Source organism: Eilatimonas milleporae, from assembly GCF_003688555.1.
In the GTDB taxonomy this organism is placed as follows: domain Bacteria; phylum Pseudomonadota; class Alphaproteobacteria; order Sphingomonadales; family Kordiimonadaceae; genus Eilatimonas; species Eilatimonas milleporae.
This window is the reverse complement of record NZ_REFR01000015.1, coordinates 223,813-242,134: the sequence shown is the minus strand read 5'-3', so window position 1 is coordinate 242,134 and position 18,322 is coordinate 223,813. Positions and strand designations below refer to the sequence as shown.

At 60.0% G+C, this 18,322-nt stretch carries 14 protein-coding genes and 1 tRNA gene; 12 read left to right on the top strand and 3 right to left on the bottom strand.

Translation table 11 applies throughout. The features are described 5' to 3' along the window. The first annotated feature begins 183 nt into the window (after positions 1–183). Positions 184–1,161 (top strand): ABC transporter ATP-binding protein, encoded by a 978-nt coding sequence (locus BXY39_RS17365; protein WP_121940151.1) that lies wholly within the window; start codon positions 184–186, stop codon positions 1,159–1,161. Next, the gene (gene nadB, locus BXY39_RS17360; protein WP_121940150.1) at positions 1,158–2,786 is read left to right on the top strand and encodes an L-aspartate oxidase; all 1,629 of its coding nucleotides are present in this window, start codon (positions 1,158–1,160) and stop codon (positions 2,784–2,786) included. The genes BXY39_RS17365 and nadB overlap by 4 nt, the downstream gene beginning before the upstream one ends. A gap of 237 nt (positions 2,787–3,023) precedes the next feature. Here nadB and BXY39_RS17355 read toward each other — a convergent pair whose 3' ends face one another. Beyond that, a complete protein-coding gene (locus BXY39_RS17355) occupies positions 3,024–3,380 on the bottom strand; it encodes an energy transducer TonB (protein ID WP_245999409.1) in 357 nt (118 codons plus the stop codon). Positions 3,381–4,139: 759 nt separating this feature from the next. Here BXY39_RS17355 and BXY39_RS17345 point away from each other — a divergent pair. The 6 genes from BXY39_RS17345 (at position 4,140) to BXY39_RS17320 (ending at position 12,113) form a co-directional block, all read left to right on the top strand. After that, positions 4,140–4,216 (top strand) — tRNA-Arg (locus tag BXY39_RS17345). A 380-nt stretch (positions 4,217–4,596) separates the two neighbouring features. Further along, positions 4,597–4,938: a MarR family winged helix-turn-helix transcriptional regulator gene (locus BXY39_RS17340; protein ID WP_211332317.1), complete on the top strand. Its 342-nt coding sequence runs from the start codon at positions 4,597–4,599 to the stop codon at positions 4,936–4,938. Between the two features lie 133 nt (positions 4,939–5,071). Continuing rightward, complete coding sequence (locus BXY39_RS17335; protein ID WP_170163930.1) at positions 5,072–6,217, top strand: efflux RND transporter periplasmic adaptor subunit; 1,146 nt, start codon at positions 5,072–5,074, stop codon at positions 6,215–6,217. Positions 6,218–6,220: 3 nt separating this feature from the next. Continuing rightward, positions 6,221–9,403 (top strand): efflux RND transporter permease subunit, encoded by a 3,183-nt coding sequence (locus BXY39_RS17330; protein WP_121940147.1) that lies wholly within the window; start codon positions 6,221–6,223, stop codon positions 9,401–9,403. Continuing rightward, positions 9,400–10,869 (top strand): efflux transporter outer membrane subunit, encoded by a 1,470-nt coding sequence (locus tag BXY39_RS17325; RefSeq protein ID WP_121940146.1) that lies wholly within the window; start codon positions 9,400–9,402, stop codon positions 10,867–10,869. Before BXY39_RS17330 ends, BXY39_RS17325 begins: the two co-directional genes overlap by 4 nt. A gap of 23 nt (positions 10,870–10,892) precedes the next feature. Continuing rightward, positions 10,893–12,113, top strand: coding sequence for a multidrug effflux MFS transporter (locus BXY39_RS17320; protein WP_121940145.1), 1,221 nt, complete (start codon positions 10,893–10,895; stop codon positions 12,111–12,113). 160 nt (positions 12,114–12,273) lie between these two features. On the opposite strand, the gene BXY39_RS17315 is transcribed toward BXY39_RS17320, so the two are convergent. Further along, the gene (locus tag BXY39_RS17315; protein ID WP_121940144.1) at positions 12,274–13,176 is read right to left on the bottom strand and encodes a helix-turn-helix domain-containing protein; all 903 of its coding nucleotides are present in this window, start codon (positions 13,174–13,176) and stop codon (positions 12,274–12,276) included. Positions 13,177–13,336: 160 nt separating this feature from the next. On the opposite strand from BXY39_RS17315, the gene BXY39_RS17310 reads away from it, so the two are divergent. Both BXY39_RS17310 and BXY39_RS17305 read left to right on the top strand, forming a co-directional pair. Continuing rightward, positions 13,337–13,810 (top strand): hypothetical protein, encoded by a 474-nt coding sequence (locus tag BXY39_RS17310; protein WP_121940143.1) that lies wholly within the window; start codon positions 13,337–13,339, stop codon positions 13,808–13,810. A 95-nt stretch (positions 13,811–13,905) separates the two neighbouring features. After that, positions 13,906–14,715 (top strand): AraC family transcriptional regulator, encoded by an 810-nt coding sequence (locus tag BXY39_RS17305; RefSeq protein WP_211332316.1) that lies wholly within the window; start codon positions 13,906–13,908, stop codon positions 14,713–14,715. Here the strand turns inward: BXY39_RS17305 and BXY39_RS17300 are convergent. After that, the gene (locus BXY39_RS17300) at positions 14,703–16,025 is read right to left on the bottom strand and encodes a hypothetical protein (protein ID WP_121940142.1); all 1,323 of its coding nucleotides are present in this window, start codon (positions 16,023–16,025) and stop codon (positions 14,703–14,705) included. The genes BXY39_RS17305 and BXY39_RS17300 overlap by 13 nt on opposite strands. Before the next feature lie 379 nt (positions 16,026–16,404). Between BXY39_RS17300 and BXY39_RS17295 the strand changes: the two genes are divergently transcribed. Both BXY39_RS17295 and BXY39_RS17290 read left to right on the top strand, forming a co-directional pair. Continuing rightward, the gene (locus BXY39_RS17295; protein ID WP_147453621.1) at positions 16,405–16,893 is read left to right on the top strand and encodes a nuclear transport factor 2 family protein; all 489 of its coding nucleotides are present in this window, start codon (positions 16,405–16,407) and stop codon (positions 16,891–16,893) included. Positions 16,894–16,994: 101 nt separating this feature from the next. Then, positions 16,995–18,212: a carbohydrate porin gene (locus BXY39_RS17290; protein ID WP_121940140.1), complete on the top strand. Its 1,218-nt coding sequence runs from the start codon at positions 16,995–16,997 to the stop codon at positions 18,210–18,212. The last annotated feature ends 110 nt before the right edge of the window (positions 18,213–18,322 follow it).

Here is an 18,322-nt window from a genome sequence, read left to right as displayed (position 1 = left end):
GGGCCCTTGCCACCCGCACGCCCCGCTCGACGCATTGACAGCCGCTTGAATTGACGGCGATCCGGCTTGAATGTTAGCGCTTGTGCATTATGTCAGGCACTCTCTGCGTGGAAAGCCGTGCGGCCCTTTTGGCCGCCGGATACGGGTCCGGGAATATAAGGGCCAGGATAAAGGGTTACGGCGTTGGGCGATGCGGCGATTGAAATCACGGGACTGAAGAAGGTTTACAAGGGCCGGGGCGGTACACCGGACAAGCTGGCGCTCAAGGGGGTCGACCTGACCATTCCGCGCGGCTCCATGTACGGCCTTCTGGGGCCGAACGGGGCCGGCAAGTCCACCATGATCAACATCCTCGCCGGACTGGTCAACAAGACCGGCGGCACGGCCCGGGTGTGGGGCTTCGACATCGATAAAAACCCCCGCAACGCCCGCGCCAATATCGGCGTCGTGCCGCAGGAACTGATCATGGATGCCTTTTTCACCCCGCGCGAGGTGCTGGAGATGCAGGCGGGCATGTACGGCGTGCCGGCATCCGACCGGCGCACGGACGAATTGCTGCGGGCCGTGCATCTGTTCGACAAGGCCGACGCCTATGCCCGTACCCTGTCCGGCGGCATGAAACGCCGCCTGCTGGTGGCCAAGGCCATGGTCCACAATCCGCCCGTACTGGTGCTGGACGAACCGACGGCCGGCGTCGACATCGAACTGCGCCAGCAATTGTGGGATTATGTGCGCGAACTCCACGCCCGCGGCACCACCATCGTGCTGACCACCCATTATCTGGAAGAGGCCGAGGAGCTTTGCGACACCATCGCCATCATCAATCACGGTGAAGTGGTCTGTGCGGAACCGACGGATCAGCTTCTCAGGCGAATCGACGAAAAGGAAATCGTCATCGAGGTGGCCGAAGCCCAGGACGGCATCCCGGCGGCGCTGGCCGGCTATCACGCCGTACTCAAGGACAGTCACCGCATCGCGGTGCAGATCAGCCAGCAAAGCGCCAATGTGGGCGCGGTGCTGGCCGCCGTTCAGGCGGCGGGCCTGACCATCCGCGACATTTCCACCGACGAAACCGATCTGGAGGATATTTTCCTGCAACTGACGGGCTCCGCAGGTGACGGATCTTCAGATGACAGCCCACCCGCGGAGACGGCGGCTTGAGGCGCACCTATGACATCGTCATCGCCGGTTCGGGCGCGGCCGGGCTGACGGCGGCGCTGAAACTGGCGCCCCATGCCCGCGTCGCCGTCCTGTCCAAGGGGCCCCTGTCCGCCGGGTCCACGGCCTGGGCGCAGGGCGGGATCGCCGCGGTTCTGGAAGACGGCGACAGTATCCAGTCCCACATCGACGACACACTCGTCGCCGGCGCCGGGCTGTGCAACGAGGAGACCGTGCGTTTCGTCGTTGAACGCGGCCGGCGGGCGGTCGAGGACCTGATCGCTCTCGGCGTGCCGTTCGACAAGGCCGACACCCGCGCCGAGGACGGCTACGGCTATCATCTGACGCGGGAAGGCGGGCACAGCCACCGCCGCATCATCCACGCGGCGGACGCGACCGGCAAGGCCCTGCAGACCACGCTGAACGCCCGCGTCATGGCCGAGCCCAATATCGACGTGTTCACCGACCATGTGGCGGTGGACGTGATCACCAACCGGCACCTGAAATCGGCACCGCCCTATCAGGATCAGGCCCACGGTCTCTACGTGCTCAATCTGGCCAAGGGGCAGGTGGAAACCTTCTCCGCCCGCGCCACGGTGCTGGCGGCCGGCGGGGCCGGCCGGGTGTATCTCTATGCCTCCAATCCCGACGGCAGCACCGGTGACGGGATCGCCATGGCCTGGCGGGCCGGGTGCCGCGTCACCAATATGGAGTTCAACCAGTTCCACCCCACCTGCCTGTACCACCCCAAGACCAAGACATTTCTCATCACCGAGGCCATGCGCGGCGAAGGCGCTGTGCTGAAGGGCGGCGACGGCAAACCGTTCATGCCCCGCTATGACGAACGCGGCGAACTGGCGCCGCGCGACATCGTCGCCCGCGCCATCGATTCGGAGATGAAGCGCACGGGCAGTCCCTGCGTCTGGCTCGATATTTCGCACAAGGACGCGGATTTCATCATTTCGCATTTTCCGACCATTTACCGGCGCTGCCTGAAACTGGGCATCGACATCACCCGCGAGGCCGTGCCGGTGGTGCCCGCCGCCCATTACACCTGCGGCGGGGTCCAGGCCGACCTTGACGGCCGCACCGATCTGGACCGTCTCTACGCCATCGGCGAATGCGCCCATACCGGCCTGCACGGGGCCAACCGCATGGCCTCCAACAGCCTGCTGGAATGTCTGGTGTTCGCCCAGGCGGCGGCGGCCGACATTCTGAACCGGCTGGATGACATGCCGCGTGCCGGCATGGCCCGCGATTGGGATGAAAGCCAGGTGACCGATTCGGACGAGGAAGTGGTCGTCACCCACAACTGGCAGGAATTGCGCCGGTTCATGTGGGATTATGTCGGCATTGTGCGCACCGACAAACGGCTGGAGCGGGCCAAGCGCCGGGTCGATCTTCTGATGGGCGAGATTCTGGAGTATTACGGCAATTTCCGCGTGACGGCGGATCTTCTGGAATTGCGCAATCTGGCCACCGTCGCCGACCTGATCGTGCGCTCCGCCCAGATGCGCAAGGAAAGCCGGGGCCTGCACTATACAGCCGATTATCCCGACACCGCGGCCGAGGCCCGCGATACGGTGCTCATCCCCTTCGGACGCGCCGTCTCCGATCGGGTGGCCTGAACGGCGGCACCGTCACCAGGCGGCGAAACCAATCATACGGCAGGGGCGGTGCAAGGCAGGCGGGATGCGGCAAAACCGGCCATGCGCTGCCTGGCGATTCGCCAGCCCCGGCAGGGTCTCGCGGCCCCGTCGTCATTCCCATGACAGGAACGATGCCGAAAACCAAAAGGGCACGCCGTGTTCACCACGGCATGCCCCCTGTATCCGGAATGTCCGGACCCCTATGGTGCGTAAGGCTTAGTCAAGCGCCCAGTTCAGCGGCAGGACGAAGCTCAGCTCCGTCTGGCCGGACGGCAGGGCCGGCAGCGGGTTCAGGCGGCCGACCAGCTTGGGAATTTCCCGGTCGAGAACCTTTTCGCCCGTCGGCTTCAGAATTTCGTGGGCCGTGATGGTGCCGTCGCCGGAAACCACCAGACGCACCTCGGCGCGGCCTTCGATTTCACGGGTCAGGGCAGAACGCGGATAGGTCTGCTTCGTGGCGATTTTCTTGGCGACGGCGCGTTTCCAGTCGTCCATGGAGTCCACCGCGCTTGCCGGAACCACGGCAACGACGGCACTGAGCAGAAAGCTTGCGGCAGTAAGAATACGGATCATTTTCATCACCTGAACTATGTTGCGGTCTCTAAAATCAATACGGCTTCTGGCCGGCGTATATCCCCTGGCTGGACTGTCCTGTGATTATCAGCCCATCCACCCCCGCCGGATGCATGCCCGCTCCCGGCCCGGTCACGTCTTTATCCGCTAGCTTCTTAAAAAAACGTATATGGACGGATTTTTCGAAAAGCAGCGGATGTCGACACATGGGAAAGGCGCAACCGCGCAAATCCCATCGGCCGCAGGTATAAATGTCCGCAATTAAGATTCCGTCTGTGATTTGATAAAATTGTATCTATCTTTCGAGGAGCCCCGTCCGACCCGCTTCCGCACCGCGCGCACCCAAGGAAAACGCCCGGAAAATCTGTGAGACCTGATCGGCGGGCTGCCCCGGAACACAGCACACCCGGCCGGACAGGGAACGCAAAACCGGGGGGGGGGACACCCGGCTGCCCGCAATCCCTGTTTCAGCCGGACGTTCCGGTGGGGCCCGTGCTTGCCTCTTGCCTCGCGGGGCCGGGGCGTGTAGTGTCCGCGCCGGCGCCGGCCCCTTGGCCGGACACTCAGGACAATTGTCCCGGCACCCGTAGCTCAGCTGGATAGAGCGCTGCCCTCCGAAGGCGGATGTCAAGTCTGGCGATCGCGAAAGGTGCTGGAAGAAAGAAGTGACTAAACAACGGCTTGAGCGGATATCGGGTTCGCTCTTCAAGGAGCCGGAAATCTCGCGTAAGCATGGCGTAAGCATCTCGCGAACGGTATGCACCCGTAGCTCAGCTGGATAGAGCGCCGCCCTCCGAAGGCGGAGGCCAGAGGTTCGAATCCTCTCGGGTGCGCCACTTTTCTTCATAAAATCAGCGCCTTAGAAATTTCGGTTCATCGGGAAACAGTGCTTACGCGGTGTTTACGTGGCCATTTTGCGGAAGCAAACGGCTCACTCGGGCGTGCGGAAACTTCCATCGGCCCGTTCACTTCGCCCTCCTCCTTGAAGCGGATCCACCGGTAGTGTCGGCTGAGCCGACGCAGGAACGCTAGCGCAGCGACTTTGATACAATTGAGACTTGACGACCGCGTTTGTAACGTGCATATACACGTCATGAGTCATTCACGCACCAATCTTCGCCAACTTGCGCTCGAAGCGAGTCAGGATTGCATGTGCCAGCGTACACGCAGAGCGTCGCGCCTCATAACGAAAGCGTATGATAACGCTCTTCGACCCATGGGCCTTCGGATCACGCAGTTCACGATGCTTGCCGCGGCGACGGCCTCGGACGGCGGCGCGAGCTTATCCGATGTGGCCGATCTCTTGGGCATGGACCGGACAACGCTGAGCCGTAATCTCAAGCCGCTTGAACGAGACGGGCTGATCGTCTTTTGCGATGACGAAATGAGGGGTCGCTCGCGCGCTATTCGGATTACCAAGAAGGGCGAAACCCTTTTTGGTAAAGCCGAGCCTATTTGGCGACGGGTACAGAGTAATCTTAAGTCGGACTTGGGGCCTACCGAATGGAAGCAATTCCATACGGCCATAACGACCGCATCAAAATCCATATCAAGTTAAACCAAAAAGGCGTTGGCAATGACAGATCGAGGTACGTTTCTACACTCGATAACGTGCATATACACTATAGAGGTCAGTGGTTATTCCACCTCGATGATCGCGTTCCACGCGCTTCGCAGTCATGGAGAATCCCATGCCAAATAAACTCGTCTCATTTGGCGCCCCGATGCTGCTCGCTGTGTCCTTGGTCGCTGCCGGCGCTGTTTTTGTCAGCCACGCAGAAAGCTCTCATCGGAGTAGTAAACCCGCTGCTGCGCTCAGTGTTTCGACCATGGCGGTCGAGCAGGCGGCATCGTTCTCCACCGAGCGTTTCTTTATCGGCCGGATCGAAGCCCGAAGGGAGACGGCGCTCGGATTTGAGTTCGGAGGGCGGGTAATCGAGGTCCTCGTCAACGAAGGTGACGCCGTCCAAAGCGGGACTGTGTTGGCCCGTCTCGATACAGATATTCTTCGGGCCGAGCGCGCTGAACTCGTTGGTATGCGCGATCAAGCTGCCGCCGACAGCGCTTTGGCCGACGCCACCCTCATTCGCATGCGCGAAGCGCGGTCACTTAACGCGATATCCGTTCAGGCTTTGGACGAGGCAGAAAAAGGGGCTCGCGCACGACGCGCCGCACTCCGCCGCGCCGAAGCAAGTGTGCGGAGCATTGATGTTCGCTTAGAAAAGAGTGTGCTGAAAGCACCCTATGATGGAGTCGTCGCGGAGCGATTTATCGATGAAGGTCTGGTTGTAGAAGCTGGATCTCCCCTTATTCGCTTGCTTGAAACTGGTGCGCTTGAAGCGCGAATCGGTGTCGCTGGTGACGGCGTCGGGTACTTCGAACGCGGCGACATCCACATCCTTTCTGTAGACGGGCGCAATTATAGCGCGACGGTTTCTGGCGTTCTACCGGTCCGTGATCGGACAACGCGCAGCGTCGACGTCATTTTCCATTTCAATGGCGATAGCGGTCCTCTTCGCCAAGGTGATCTAGCACGCGCCACTATCACGACTCCAATCGAAGAAAGTGGCTACTGGGTCCCGGTCGCTGCTCTGACAGAAAGTGCACGCGGACTTTGGGCGGTCTATGTGGCCGAACCGTCAGAAGGCGCCGATGCGATCATTTCACGGCGGGACATTGAGGTCCTCCATCACGACACGGATCGCGCTTTTGTCCGTGGTGCGCTGGAGCCTGGCGACCGTCTTGTTGCCGACGGTCTGCACCGCTTGTCTCCCGGCCTTCTCGTCGCGGTCAGAAACGCTGGATCTTCTTCCCTCGCAGTCCGGTCGGAGGACTAAGCAATGCAAAGTTCCAGTCAAATTCATAAAGACGCTTCGCGGACGACCATCGCCAGTCTCTTCTTTCGCAACCGGCACCTCCTGGTGCTGACGATCCTCGTCATTTTGGTGAGCGGTCTTTCAGCAATAGTGTCCCTTCCGAGACTGGAAGACCCTCGGATCGTGAACCGCAACCCACTCATCATCACACCGATGCCCGGTGCGTCGGCCGAGCGGGTGGAAACCCTTGTGACCGAAGTGCTCGAAGAGGCGCTTCAAGAGGTCGACGCGATTAAAGACGTGGAGTCGACGTCCAGCGCCGGTGTGTCGGTTATTGTCGTTGAACTCGAAGACGCGGTCACCGCGGCGCAGAACGCTGCGATCTTCTCTGAAATACGCGATAAAATCTCAGAAGCCCGACCGTCGCTGCCGGCAGGCGCGCTTGAACCGCAGATCGATGATAAGCGCGACCCAGCAGCCTATACGCTGATCGCTGGGGTTTCGTGGCGTGGTGAAGCGGAGCCTGCGCTAGGCGTGCTGAACCGGCGGGCTGAAGATCTTGCTGAACGTCTACGCAATGTTCCGGGGACAGAGCTCGTCAGAATTTATGGCGAGCCCGATGAAGAAATCACGGTCACTGTCAACGCCGAAGACTTGGCTGAACTCGGGCTGACGGCCGGCGACGTGGCGTGGGCGACCGCTTTGGCTGACACGAAGACACCTGCCGGTGTTTTGCGCGGTGATCGCGCTGACGTTTCGATCGAGGTTGCCGGGGAGCTTTCTTCGCTGAGCCGCATTGGCCATGTGCCGATCGCTGTCGGTGGCGACCAACAGTCCGTACGGATCGCAGACATTGCCCATATCGAGCGCGCCTATCGAGACCCCCCAACGGAAATAGGTCTCGTCAATGGCAAAAGGACCGTGTTCGTGGCAGCCCGCATTGGCTTCGGCAGACGTGTCGATCTTTGGGCGAAGGACGCGAATGCAGTGCTCGCCGAGGCGGCTGCGGAAACCGGCGGCCCTGTCATTATCGAACCCGTCTTCGAGCAAGAACGCTACACAACCGGCCAGCTCGCCGAGCTCTCCGGCAACCTTATTGCCGGCGCCTTGGTCGTTGTGGCGGTCGTGTTTGTTATGATGGGCTGGCGTCTCGCTCTTATCGTTGGAGCAGCCTTACCGCTGACGGTCGCCATGGTGCTGTTTGGGCTGCAAGTGTCTGGCAACGCCATTCATCAGATGTCGATCTTCGGTCTCATCATCGCGCTCGGTCTTCTGATCGACAACGCCATCGTCATGGCGGATGAAGTGGCCAAGAACAAAGCCGCTGGCAAAACGCCTTTGCAAGCGGTAGAGGCCGCCGTCGGGCATTTGTTCACACCGCTTTTCGCCTCAACGCTCACGACCGTTCTCGCCTTTGCCCCGATCTTTCTGCTGCCGGGCAGCGTTGGCGATTTTGTGGGCTCGATTGGTCAGATGGTCATCCTGGCGCTGATCAGCTCTTTCATTATTGCCATGACAGTTACCGCTGCACTTGCGGGCCTGTTCGCCGAACCAAGTGCGCCGGACGCACCGAAACGGTTTTGGCGCGATGGGCTGACCTCAAAGCGTTTCGGACGGTTCTATCGAGGCGCCTTGCTCTCAGGATTAAAACGTCCGTGGGCGGCGATCGTCGTCGCCATCGCAGCGCCAGTTGCGGGCTTTGCCGTCGCACCGACCTTGGGCAATCAGTTTTTCCCGCCGGTCGATCGCGACATGTTTGAAGTCGAGGTTTGGGCGCCGTCAGACGCGTCGCTTTCTCGCACGGCAGATCTTGCATACGCCATCGAAGCCGAGATCAAGGCCTTCGCGGAGACCGAGCAGATGACTTGGCTCGTCGGCGGCTCGTTTCCAAGCGTCTACTACAACCTCATGATGGATAAGGACGCGGCCGCGCACTACGCTCACGGCATTGTCACAGCCCCCTCTAACGAAGCGGCAAAAGCGATGATCGCGCCCCTACAAGCGCATCTCGACGAGCGCTTCCCGGACGCCCAGATTGTGCTCGGACAATTCGGACAGGGCCCGCCGCTCACCGCCGATATCGAGTATCGCGTTTTTGGTCCGTCAATCGCGGAACTCCAACGCATTGGCGAACGGCTTCGCACCGGACTCCAAAACTATTCGGGTGTCTTGCACACGCAAATGACGATGGAGGGCGGACACCCCAAACTTTGGTTCAACGCCGACGAAGATGAAACCCAATTGGCAGGTCTTCGCCTAACAGAGGTCGCTTCACAACTCCAAAGCAATCTTGAAGGCGCGACCGGCGGCTTCATCATAGAACAGTTAGAGCAATTGCCGGTCCGGGTTCGCTATGAAAATACCGTTCGGGCCGATGTGAGCGATATCGCATCAACGCCGCTCGTGACGCAAAACTCCGATCGGTGGGTGTCCGCGGCAGCTCTCGGCGACTTCACATTGCGCCCTGAACTGCGGAGCATTACCCGCTTTGATCGTGAACGGACAAATATCATTCGCGGATACACGGCCAATGATGCTTTGCCGATCGACATCACCCGGGACGTTCTTGAGCAATTGGAAGCAGAAGGCTTTATTCTTCCAGCGGGTTACCGCATCGAACTTGGTGGCGCCGTAGAACAAGACGCGGCGGCCAAGGGCAATCTGCTGACCTACGCGCCTGTACTCTTGACCCTTACCATTGCGACTTTGGTCTTAGTGTTTCGAAGCGCGGCGATCGCCGGCCTCTTAGGGGCCGTGGCGTTCCTGTCGCTTGGGCTTGGCATGCTATCGACGTTCGCCATTGGCTTTCCGATTAGTTTCAACACGATATTGGGAACCCTTGGCCTGATCGGCCTCGCCTTTAACAACGCTATTGTCGTATTGGCCGCGATACGGGCGAATCCGGTGGCTAAGGCTGGCGACCCAGAAGCCGTCACAGAGGCAATTCTTGGAACGTCTCGGCACATCGTATCGACGACCCTGACAACGATCGGTGGATTTCTGCCGCTCCTCCTATTCGTGGGCGGTGATTTCTGGCCTTCGCTTTCCATCGTCCTTGCGGGAGGGGTGGGCGGGTCGATGATCTTAGCCCTGATCTTTGTGCCTGCCGTCTATCGATTGGTCGTAAAGCCTGCTGGCAAACCTAAGGCCGCGGCATCGAAGACCGTCTCGCCATCTAGCCATTTCGCCTTTGGAAGCGCCCGATGAAACCGCTCATTTTTGCCGTCTTTGGCACCTTAACCTTGTCTGCATGTACAATTGGTCCCGACTACCAATTTGATCTCCAAGCACCGCAACAGACCTACGCGAATGAAACCGCGGCCATCATCGCCGCCGATGGTAAAGCGGGTCTCACAGCCGAAGCGTCATGGTGGGAGACTTTTGAAGACCCGCTACTATCGCGCCTGATCGGTGATGCTGTCGCTCACAATCATGACTTGGAAGCGGCGCGCGCCAATGTCCGGCTAGCGCGGGCGTTGCGTGCCGGCCGATATTCGCGGCTATTGCCGCAGGTCGATGCATCGGGCGCAATTGTGCGCCAACGGCCGAGTGAGAATGGTGCGATCGATATTGGCGCTCTATCAGATGCGGGCGTAGCCTCCCTTGAAACCAACCTCATCCAAACTGGTTTCGACGCCGGCTGGGAAATCGATGTTTTCGGGGCGGCACGTCGCGGCGTTGAAGCGGCGGCAAGGGAAGTCGACGCCGCTTATGATGCTCAGCGGGATGTCACCGTCACTGTGATTGCAGAGGTTGCGCGCAACTATGCGGAACTGCGCGGTGCGCAACGCCGTCTCGCGCTGATCGAAAAAAACATCGGATTACAGTCCGAAACAGTGGCGCTTGTTGAGGGAAAATACCGTGCTGGGGTTGCCCCGGAACTCGACTTAACGCGCGCTCGTGCAAATCTTGCCTCGACCGAAGCGCAGCGCGCTGACATCCGGGCCTCAGAACGCGCTACTGCGCATCGCTTAGCGGTCTTGACCGGGCAGGCGCCTGCCGCGTTGCTTGAAGAACTCTTGACTGCCGAGCCGCTTCCAAGCCCACCAGATATTGTCCCAACAGGGTTGCCATCAGACCTGCTTGTCCGGCGCGCGGACGTGCGTGAGGCTGAGCGGCGAATGGCCTCCGCCACCGCGCGCGTTGGTCAGGCCAAGGCTGATTTCTATCCGCGCTTTTTCTTAACGGGCAGCGCCGGGCTCGAAAGCACCTCGTTTACGGATCTGTTCATGGGCGGCAGCCAAGCCTGGTCAATCGGACCAGCAATCAGTCTGCCGATCTTTCGCGGCGGACAGTTGCGCGCAAATCTAAGCCGTTCCGAAGCCGAACTCGACATTGCGCGAACAAGGCTCGAACAGTCCATCCTCATTGCCGTCGAAGACGTGGAAACAGCATTGGTCAACTATGCCGAGGCACATCGCCGGCAGCAGGACCTAAGCGATGCGGTAGCGGCTGCAACCCGCTCTGTCGAGCTCGCGCGCATCCTCTATGATCGCGGCCTCAGCGAATATCTTGATGTCTTGGACGCCGAGCGGAGCCTGACTTCGCTCGAAGATACGCTCGCGCAAAGCGAGACCGGCACAATTGTCCGCACGATTGCACTTTACAAGGCCCTTGGCGGCGGCTGGCAGGTCTTTGAGCCATCCCCTCCCGACGTAGGCGCCAACAGCTAGAATACGACGGAAAGGCCATTGTGATGGAACATACCGCGAAATCGACAAGGGCCCCGCGCCCCGTCTCATCCGGCAAGGGCGTCATCGCGCTTCTTGCGGGACTATCGGCGGCTGGCCAGATCGCCAGCAATATTTATCTTCCCTCGCTACCTGACGTCGCCGCGGATTTAGCGATTGATCAGGCCCAAGCGCAGTCGACCTACAGCATTTATCTGGCTGTCTTTGCCGTCTCCCAGCTGTTCTACGGACCGATATCGGATCGCTTCGGTCGGCGTTCAATCCTCGCCATTGGTCTCATGCTGTATGTGCTGGGCAGCGCGCTTTGCGCATTTGCAGCCAGTCTCGACGTTTTACTGCTGGGGCGCGCCATCCAAGCGGGCGGCGCTGGCGCAGCTGTCGTCTTAGCCCGGGCAATCGTTCGGGACAGCTTCGAAGGACCGAGGCTCACCCGCGTTTTAGCCTTGGTCACCATTCTTTTCGCATTGGCGCCGGCGATGTCGCCGCTGCTCGGCGGTGTCATTCAGCAGCAATTGGGATGGCATGCGGTCTTTTGGGTAACGGCGGCGTTCGGCGTTCTCTTGATGGTGGGAAGTGTTCGCTTGCCAGAAACCAACATGAACCGTCTCGACCATGTCAGTCTAGGCCTTGCCGCCAAGAACTATAGCGTCGTTCTACGCGATCCCCAGTTCATCAAATTCGGCCTTGTTTCTGCCTGCGCCATTGCTGCCATGTCGGCGTTTTTCGGGGGATCACCCGCGGTCTTCATTGATCAATTAGGACTCTCGCCGATCGAATATGGCTTGTACCCGCCAATCGCCGTATCAGGTTTTGTCGTTGGCAGTATGTTCGTCCGGCGACGCGCTGAAAAACACTCCCTTGAAGAGCTAGCGATGATCGGAGTCATGATCATGCTTGCAGGCGCGCTCTTGAGCATTGCCTTGCCGGTCATGGGCATTGTCCACAAACACGGCTACAATGCCGGTATCATCCTTACAGTGACAGGCCTTGGCGTTCTCATGCCGTCGGCAGTTGCCGGCGCATTAGCACCGTTCAAAGAGAACGCGGGCTCTGCATCCGCAATGCTAGGTTTCCTGCAAATGGGGGCGGGAGGAGTAGCCGTCGCACTCGTATCTGCAATTCAGAACGATTTACCCTTAATCGCTTACCCCGTCGCCATGGTCGGCGCTGCAGCCTTGGGACTTCTTATACTCGTGATCCCAAGGCGAGCGGAAGTTTCTATGTGAAGACAATAAAAAGCCCTCTGGCCTTGGTCGTCAGAGATCTTAGACTTTAGAAATCAGGTTCTGGCGCAACAATAAGAGAACTGACGGGCGTCGCGGGATGGAAACGCGAACTCTTATTTTGCCGTAGCCCTTCGATAGTGCTTGCTCAACTGGGCCTCAATCACTGTCGCACCTCCTCGCGCCACCTGCCGGGCGTTGTGCCAAGGACGCGGCGGAAGGTGTCTGTCATGTGGCTTTGGGAGGCGAAGCCCGTGGTGTAGGCGATTTCGGCGATGGGCATTTCACCGAGGCGGAGGAGTTCGCACGCCTTTTCGACGCGCTTGCCGGTGACATAGCTATGCGGCGTGTCGCCGGTGGTGGCCTTGAAGGCGTCGGCGAAGGTCCAGCGAGGCATGTCGAGGGTACGAGCCAGGTCTTCGACGGTGAGGCGCTCAGCGAGACGATGTTCGACCAGCGTGTCGATGCGGGTGATCTCGGCGGGGCTGAGTAGCAGGATCGGTTGCGGCTTGCGCAGCGCGCCGGACTTGTCGAGGAGCCGGGCGATCAGCACCTGGGTCAGCCCATCCATTAGTAGATCGCTGGCGCCGCCGGACCGCGCGCTCTCGACCCACATCTGCATGGCTGTGCGGCGAACGGTTTCGTCGCGAAAAACGACAGCGCCCGTTAGCGCATTGAGTGTTTCGACGCTTCTGCCGGTGTTCTCTTTAATGAGGCTACCCAGCGGGGCAGCAGGAATTGAGGCATTAAAGACTGTTTGAGGGCCTCCTAGTTCGTAGTGGACTGCGGTATCTTGCGGAACAAATGACATATCGCCGGAACGAAGATGAATACCCTTTGACCAGCCGTCACCAGTATCCCATCGAAAGGGCACATTGGCTTCGACCGCAACGACGAGTGCGATCTGTGGGACGGCTGGGTCTATCGCGTCGAAAGCCTCTTGATGGGACTGAATGAAAGTGACCGGCAGCGACCCGCCCGATCGGTGTTCTTGCGGAAACGCCGCATAAGGCGACGCCGGATCGGTATAGAATTCCGCCAAAGAGGAGGCGGTTTGTTGAGTCATGTCATCCGCCTCCTTTTTCTGCGGGTGGATTACTCCTATCCATTAAACTATAGCATAGATCGGGCATGTATTCCGTAATCGTCGAGGGATTCAGGCTTCGCCGAGAGTTCGCCGACGATTCTGGAAGACGGTGCGGCTGTGCGGCTGCCATCCATCGTCGATGGTGTCCGGTTCTTCCAAATCCCCCCGTGATCGCCGCGCCGGCCGTAAGCCTGATAACCTGGCCCTTCGCGAACTCAGCGGCGGCGCCATCCGTCATGTCATACATGACGCGGGCGACACGATCAGCGCGAGCGATGCGCCGGAGATCGTCCTGCGGATCGCCGGGCGCGGCAAGATCGGCTGGCCGGAAGCGCCTACCAAAGACCGGTCGGGGGCCGCCATTTTTGTGCCGCCAGGGCAAACGCTGACGATCCTCGGCAAGGTGCGCGCGCTGCGGGTGGCGCTGCCGGGACTTGAAGTGACCGCCTCTATGGGCCCGCTTTCGGACGCCCTGATCAGCCTTCTCATCCCGCGCGCGTGGCATGCGCCGGAGCCAATCGCACAAGCCGCATTCACGCTGGTCTGCCTGCTCGTCGAGGAGGATCTGCAGCAGCGGGGCCGTCCGCAGCGTGAGCGATCACCGCTTCGCTGAGGTCGTACAAGGATCGTCGGCCTTTCCATCTTTGCAAATCCTGAAAACAGGTCGGTCCGGAATACCGCCAGGCCCGGACATGCTTTCCAGAGACCATGGACCGCGCGTCGGAGCATATTACTGGGCGGCAGCGTTCGGCCGGACCGCCGGACGAGCGATTGCGACTGCTGACGCTCGCGCGCGGTGAAATGTGGCCGGAGCGGGAGGTCTGCGAAATCGTCCTCGTCCTGGACTGCCGCGCCCGCGGGTTCACCATGACCGACATGGACGAGACTCTGTGCGTCGGCGAAACCGCTCTTCTGCCCCTCGGCGACGGGCTGATCTCAAGCGCTCATGGGCGGGTGATCAGTGCACGTATGGAGCAGCTTGCCGCGCCGCCCGAGCCCCAACGTTTGACCGACAGTTTGATCGCCCGACTTCTTCGACGCGCGTGGGCATCGGTTTACACGGCGCGGGATGTGGTCGAGCCAAGCTTGAGCCTCATCGAGGTACTCATCACACAAAGTCAGCGTGCGCATCAGGAGCGTCTGGATTTCCTTGACACGCTGGACCCCCGCATCGCTCGGGTGCTTGACTATATCGAAGTGCACTTTGGCGAAGGCTTGACGGTGGCGGAACTTGCCGACGTCGCTTGCCTGTCACCCGGGCATTTCTCCCGTTTGTTCAAGGCGTCGATCGGGGATGCGGTTTGGACCTACGTTCAGAGCCGCCGCTGCGAAAGGGCGAAGGAGATGCTGTTGACAACACAGTCCACCCTCTCCGACATCGCCTATGCCTGCGGCTTCGCCCATCAGGGCCATTTCACCCAGTGCTTCAGAAAGCAGTTTGATGTGACGCCTGGACAAGTGCGTAACGAGCCCTGTGCGCTGCCGGAGGGCACCCACGGATCGTGTCAGTCGGACTGAGACACACTATCGCCCCAAGCCACACCGCCGAGCAGGTCACCCGCCATGGGCGTGAACACCGTGCCTTCGCATCGCGCATATACGCCTGCGACGAAGTAAGGTGAGGCTCTCATCAGGGTTTCTGCCTCGCCCACGCTCATGCCACGGAAGACATACTGACGAGCGGAGGGCGGCGCACCCACTTCGGTGGTGACTTGCCCCGCCATCATGATCCGCGGTGCATTCAACTCCAGGAACCGCGTATACTGAGGGGCGGCGCGTTTGCGTGCGGCGTTCTTTCCGGGCGCGGTGCTGCAGGTCACCAAGGCCGCTGGAGGCGTTTCGATTTTTCCCGGATACGGAATATGATCAAAGGATGCCGCGATGGAGAGGCCAGGGTCATTGACGTCGAGGCGCACCAGAAAAGCCTCATTTGCGTTTTCAGGGTCCAGATAGAAGCCACCATCTCCCACGACATAGAGATGTGCTGCATCGTTCGCGCTTCGCCCGAACGCGGTTGCGGTCGAGCCTTCAACCCCATCTTCGGTCGTTGCGATTCGGGTAAGCCCGCCGTCGGGTTCAATCCGCACCACCGTGTTGTAAATGTGCGTGGTGCCGTAAATGGTTCCATCCGCGGCTATAGAGAAATCATCGATGATCAGATCACGGTGGAGGATTTCCGGTTCACCGGCTGCGAAGTCAGGGCCCTCTAGCGGCGTGCGGAGTATGGTCATCTGGCTGGTGTTGGAGATATAGGCGGCGCCCTTCGAAATCTTGATACCGTTAATGCCGGGGATGAGCTCTGATTGTTCCGGGTCGCGCTGGTAAAGCGCGTGCTCATGCCAAGTGGTGACGGAGTTGGTCTCCAGATCGATCCGGAAGATCCGACCGATCGTAGCGTCGTTCGCCAGGACCACTGTCGGGGTAAGGAAGGTCGCGCCGTTCAACCCTTCGGCGTCCGCCACGGGAATTGAGGTACGCAGCTCCCCCGTGGGCGCGAAAACAAAAATGTTCCACTGATCCTGTCCGTCGCGCCCTGTGGCGATGACCGTGTTGTCGATGCTGATCGCGAGGCCCATGGGGCTGATATCGCCGGAGAAGAAGACGGACACATCGCCGGAGGGCGTCGCCCGCAGGATGTCGTGTCCGATGGCATCGGGGATGAGCAAATCGCCATTGGACAAGACAACCAGGCTTTCCAGGAACGTATCTGGCGCCCAGCGAGCCAAACGCTCTGCCTCCACCCTTTCAAGCGCGCCATCCCGATGATCGATGGCGTCAAGATCGATCCGCGGCTCGGCTGTGGCCGAGCTAAAGGGCGCGAGCGCCATAATACCAGCCACAACTCCATAGTGTCTCAGTCTCATCGTTACCCCGCGCGTTCAGATGTTGGCTTAAGTCCATTCGAAGCACGATCAGAGAAATAGAGAGTTTTCGTCGCGGGGCGTTTCGAATTCGCGACTTTGCTTTGTGGAATTCAAACATACTGAAAACAGGCGTGCCGACGCCATGAGCCCTTGGCTGGGGCCGGGTCGGAGAAACCCGACTGCAAGCCATCCGCTCGCCGATGTTCGATTTACGAAAAACCCCGTCAGCATCTTGAAATGCCCAACCGCAGCCAAGCAGTACATTCGTTGCGCAGCCGGCGGAAGACGGCGGTCTTTACTGTCAGCGACTGCAGCGTCAATCGCACGGATTATGGAGAGTGAATTGAAGAGAACTCTTGTATCGGGTGTCGCTGCCGTCATCCTTGCAACGCCAGCCCTTGCAATAGTCCAAGAGCGACAGCTTTCGGCCGACGAACGCATTGAGACCGTCGAGCAATGGTACGCGACGCGTGATTACTCGATGCTCGCCGACGAGTTGGACTGGCGCCATGCACCGGGCTTCTTCGGCGGTGAAACATTGACCACGCGGGCTCAGGTCGAAGAGCAGTTAGCGCCATTCTATTTCGAGATGTTCGATAACATCGCGGTCAAGATCGAAAAGGTCGAGGCGAGCGAGCAGTCGGTCTTCAGTTTCGGTACTTATGTATTCACACCGCGCAATACCGACACGATCCATCGGGCGCCCTTCATCCATGTCTGGACGGTCGATGCAGACGGAAAGCTGGATACGCTGGTTCAGTATGCTGACACATATCTGATCAATCGGGCGCTCTCTGACGCGCGGGTCCTGACCTCACCCGCGCGCGAGTAATCCGCTGTTCAGGCTTCTTTTGAGCGTCGTCGGTCCTCTGGGTGCTGCTTCGCGGATGGAGGTGCAAGAAAAGGCATGGCCATTTGAGGTGAGTCCGGGGGATGATTTTGCAAGGCCAAGAACGACTTTTGCAGGTATCCAGCGTATGCGTTTTCTACGCCATCGCTCCATTTGCCCCCGCCGCTTTGGCGCAGGACTCCGTCGTTGATCCAGAGCAGTTGATCGAGGAACAGGATGGACCCGCAGCGCCCGGCCGCTTGCTGGACACCGTCTTTGAGACCTTGCCGGCGGCAAGAGATCGTCTTCGCCAAGACTATGGCATCAGCTATGCGGGAAATCACTTCGCGGGCATCTACACGGATGTGGATGAGGGCGAGGTGTCTAGCGCAGGGCTCGCCGGTCTGGCTGTGCGGTGGGACATCTTCAACCGTGCCGCCCCGAACCAGGGGTCCGTCATCGCCTATGTCGAAAACCGCCACGAAATCGGTGGGACGGCAAGCACAGCGTTTAACGCGGCTTTTGGTCCGGCATTCTCACCCAACGCCCTCAACTCGGCCGGAGAGTTCACCAGACTTCGGCAGTTGTATTATCGGCAAGCCCTGTTCGACGACGCGCTCATCACGGCGTTCGGCAAGTTCGCTTTGCGGGCGAACTTCTCATTCAGCCCACTGACGACCAATCGGTTTCGAAACTTTCAGTCTTCGGCGATGTCTCTGGCGCCTACCGCCCCATGGCCCGGCGATTCCGTCGGGCTATACGCGCGGTGGCAACCCGCAGATCGTCATTGGGGCGTCACCGCTGCGGTGGTCGACGCCGCGCCGGAGGTGAACGGCTTCGATTTCGACATTGATGGGCCTTACGTCCTCGGATCCATTTACCTCATGTCTGAACCCTGGCGCCCCGACAGTGGGACACCGCCGCCGCCACACTATGTCCAGGCAACGGTGTATCGCCAGCCGGATGCGGCCGGGCGCCCGGAAGGCTGGGGGATGATCGCCACCTATGACTTGCGGCTCCGTCCAGAATGGTCCGTGGGTCTGCGCTATGGATATGCCGAGGAGGATTTGAGTCCTGTCGAGCAGAACGCGGCGGCTGTGCTTGTCTTCAATAACCCTTTTCTGCGAGCCTCCGACGGCGTCGGTATTGGCGTCGCGTGGAGCCGAGAAGCGGCTTCGGCAGAGGACGTGCTGACCGCAGAAGCCTTTTACCGATGGAACGTGATCCCAGGATTTGAGCTCACCCCGACCGTCCAAATGGCGATGTCGGATGATAGGGGCGACGAACTCATCTTCGGACTTCGCACGGGGCTCTCGTTCTGAGATGGCGTGATCCTCCCGGGGCGCTGTGTCTGCCAAAATCATGATCGCACAAAACCTCATTGGAATTGTGAAATCGCCGGTGAAGTCGGCTCGCTACGCTCAGCCTGTTC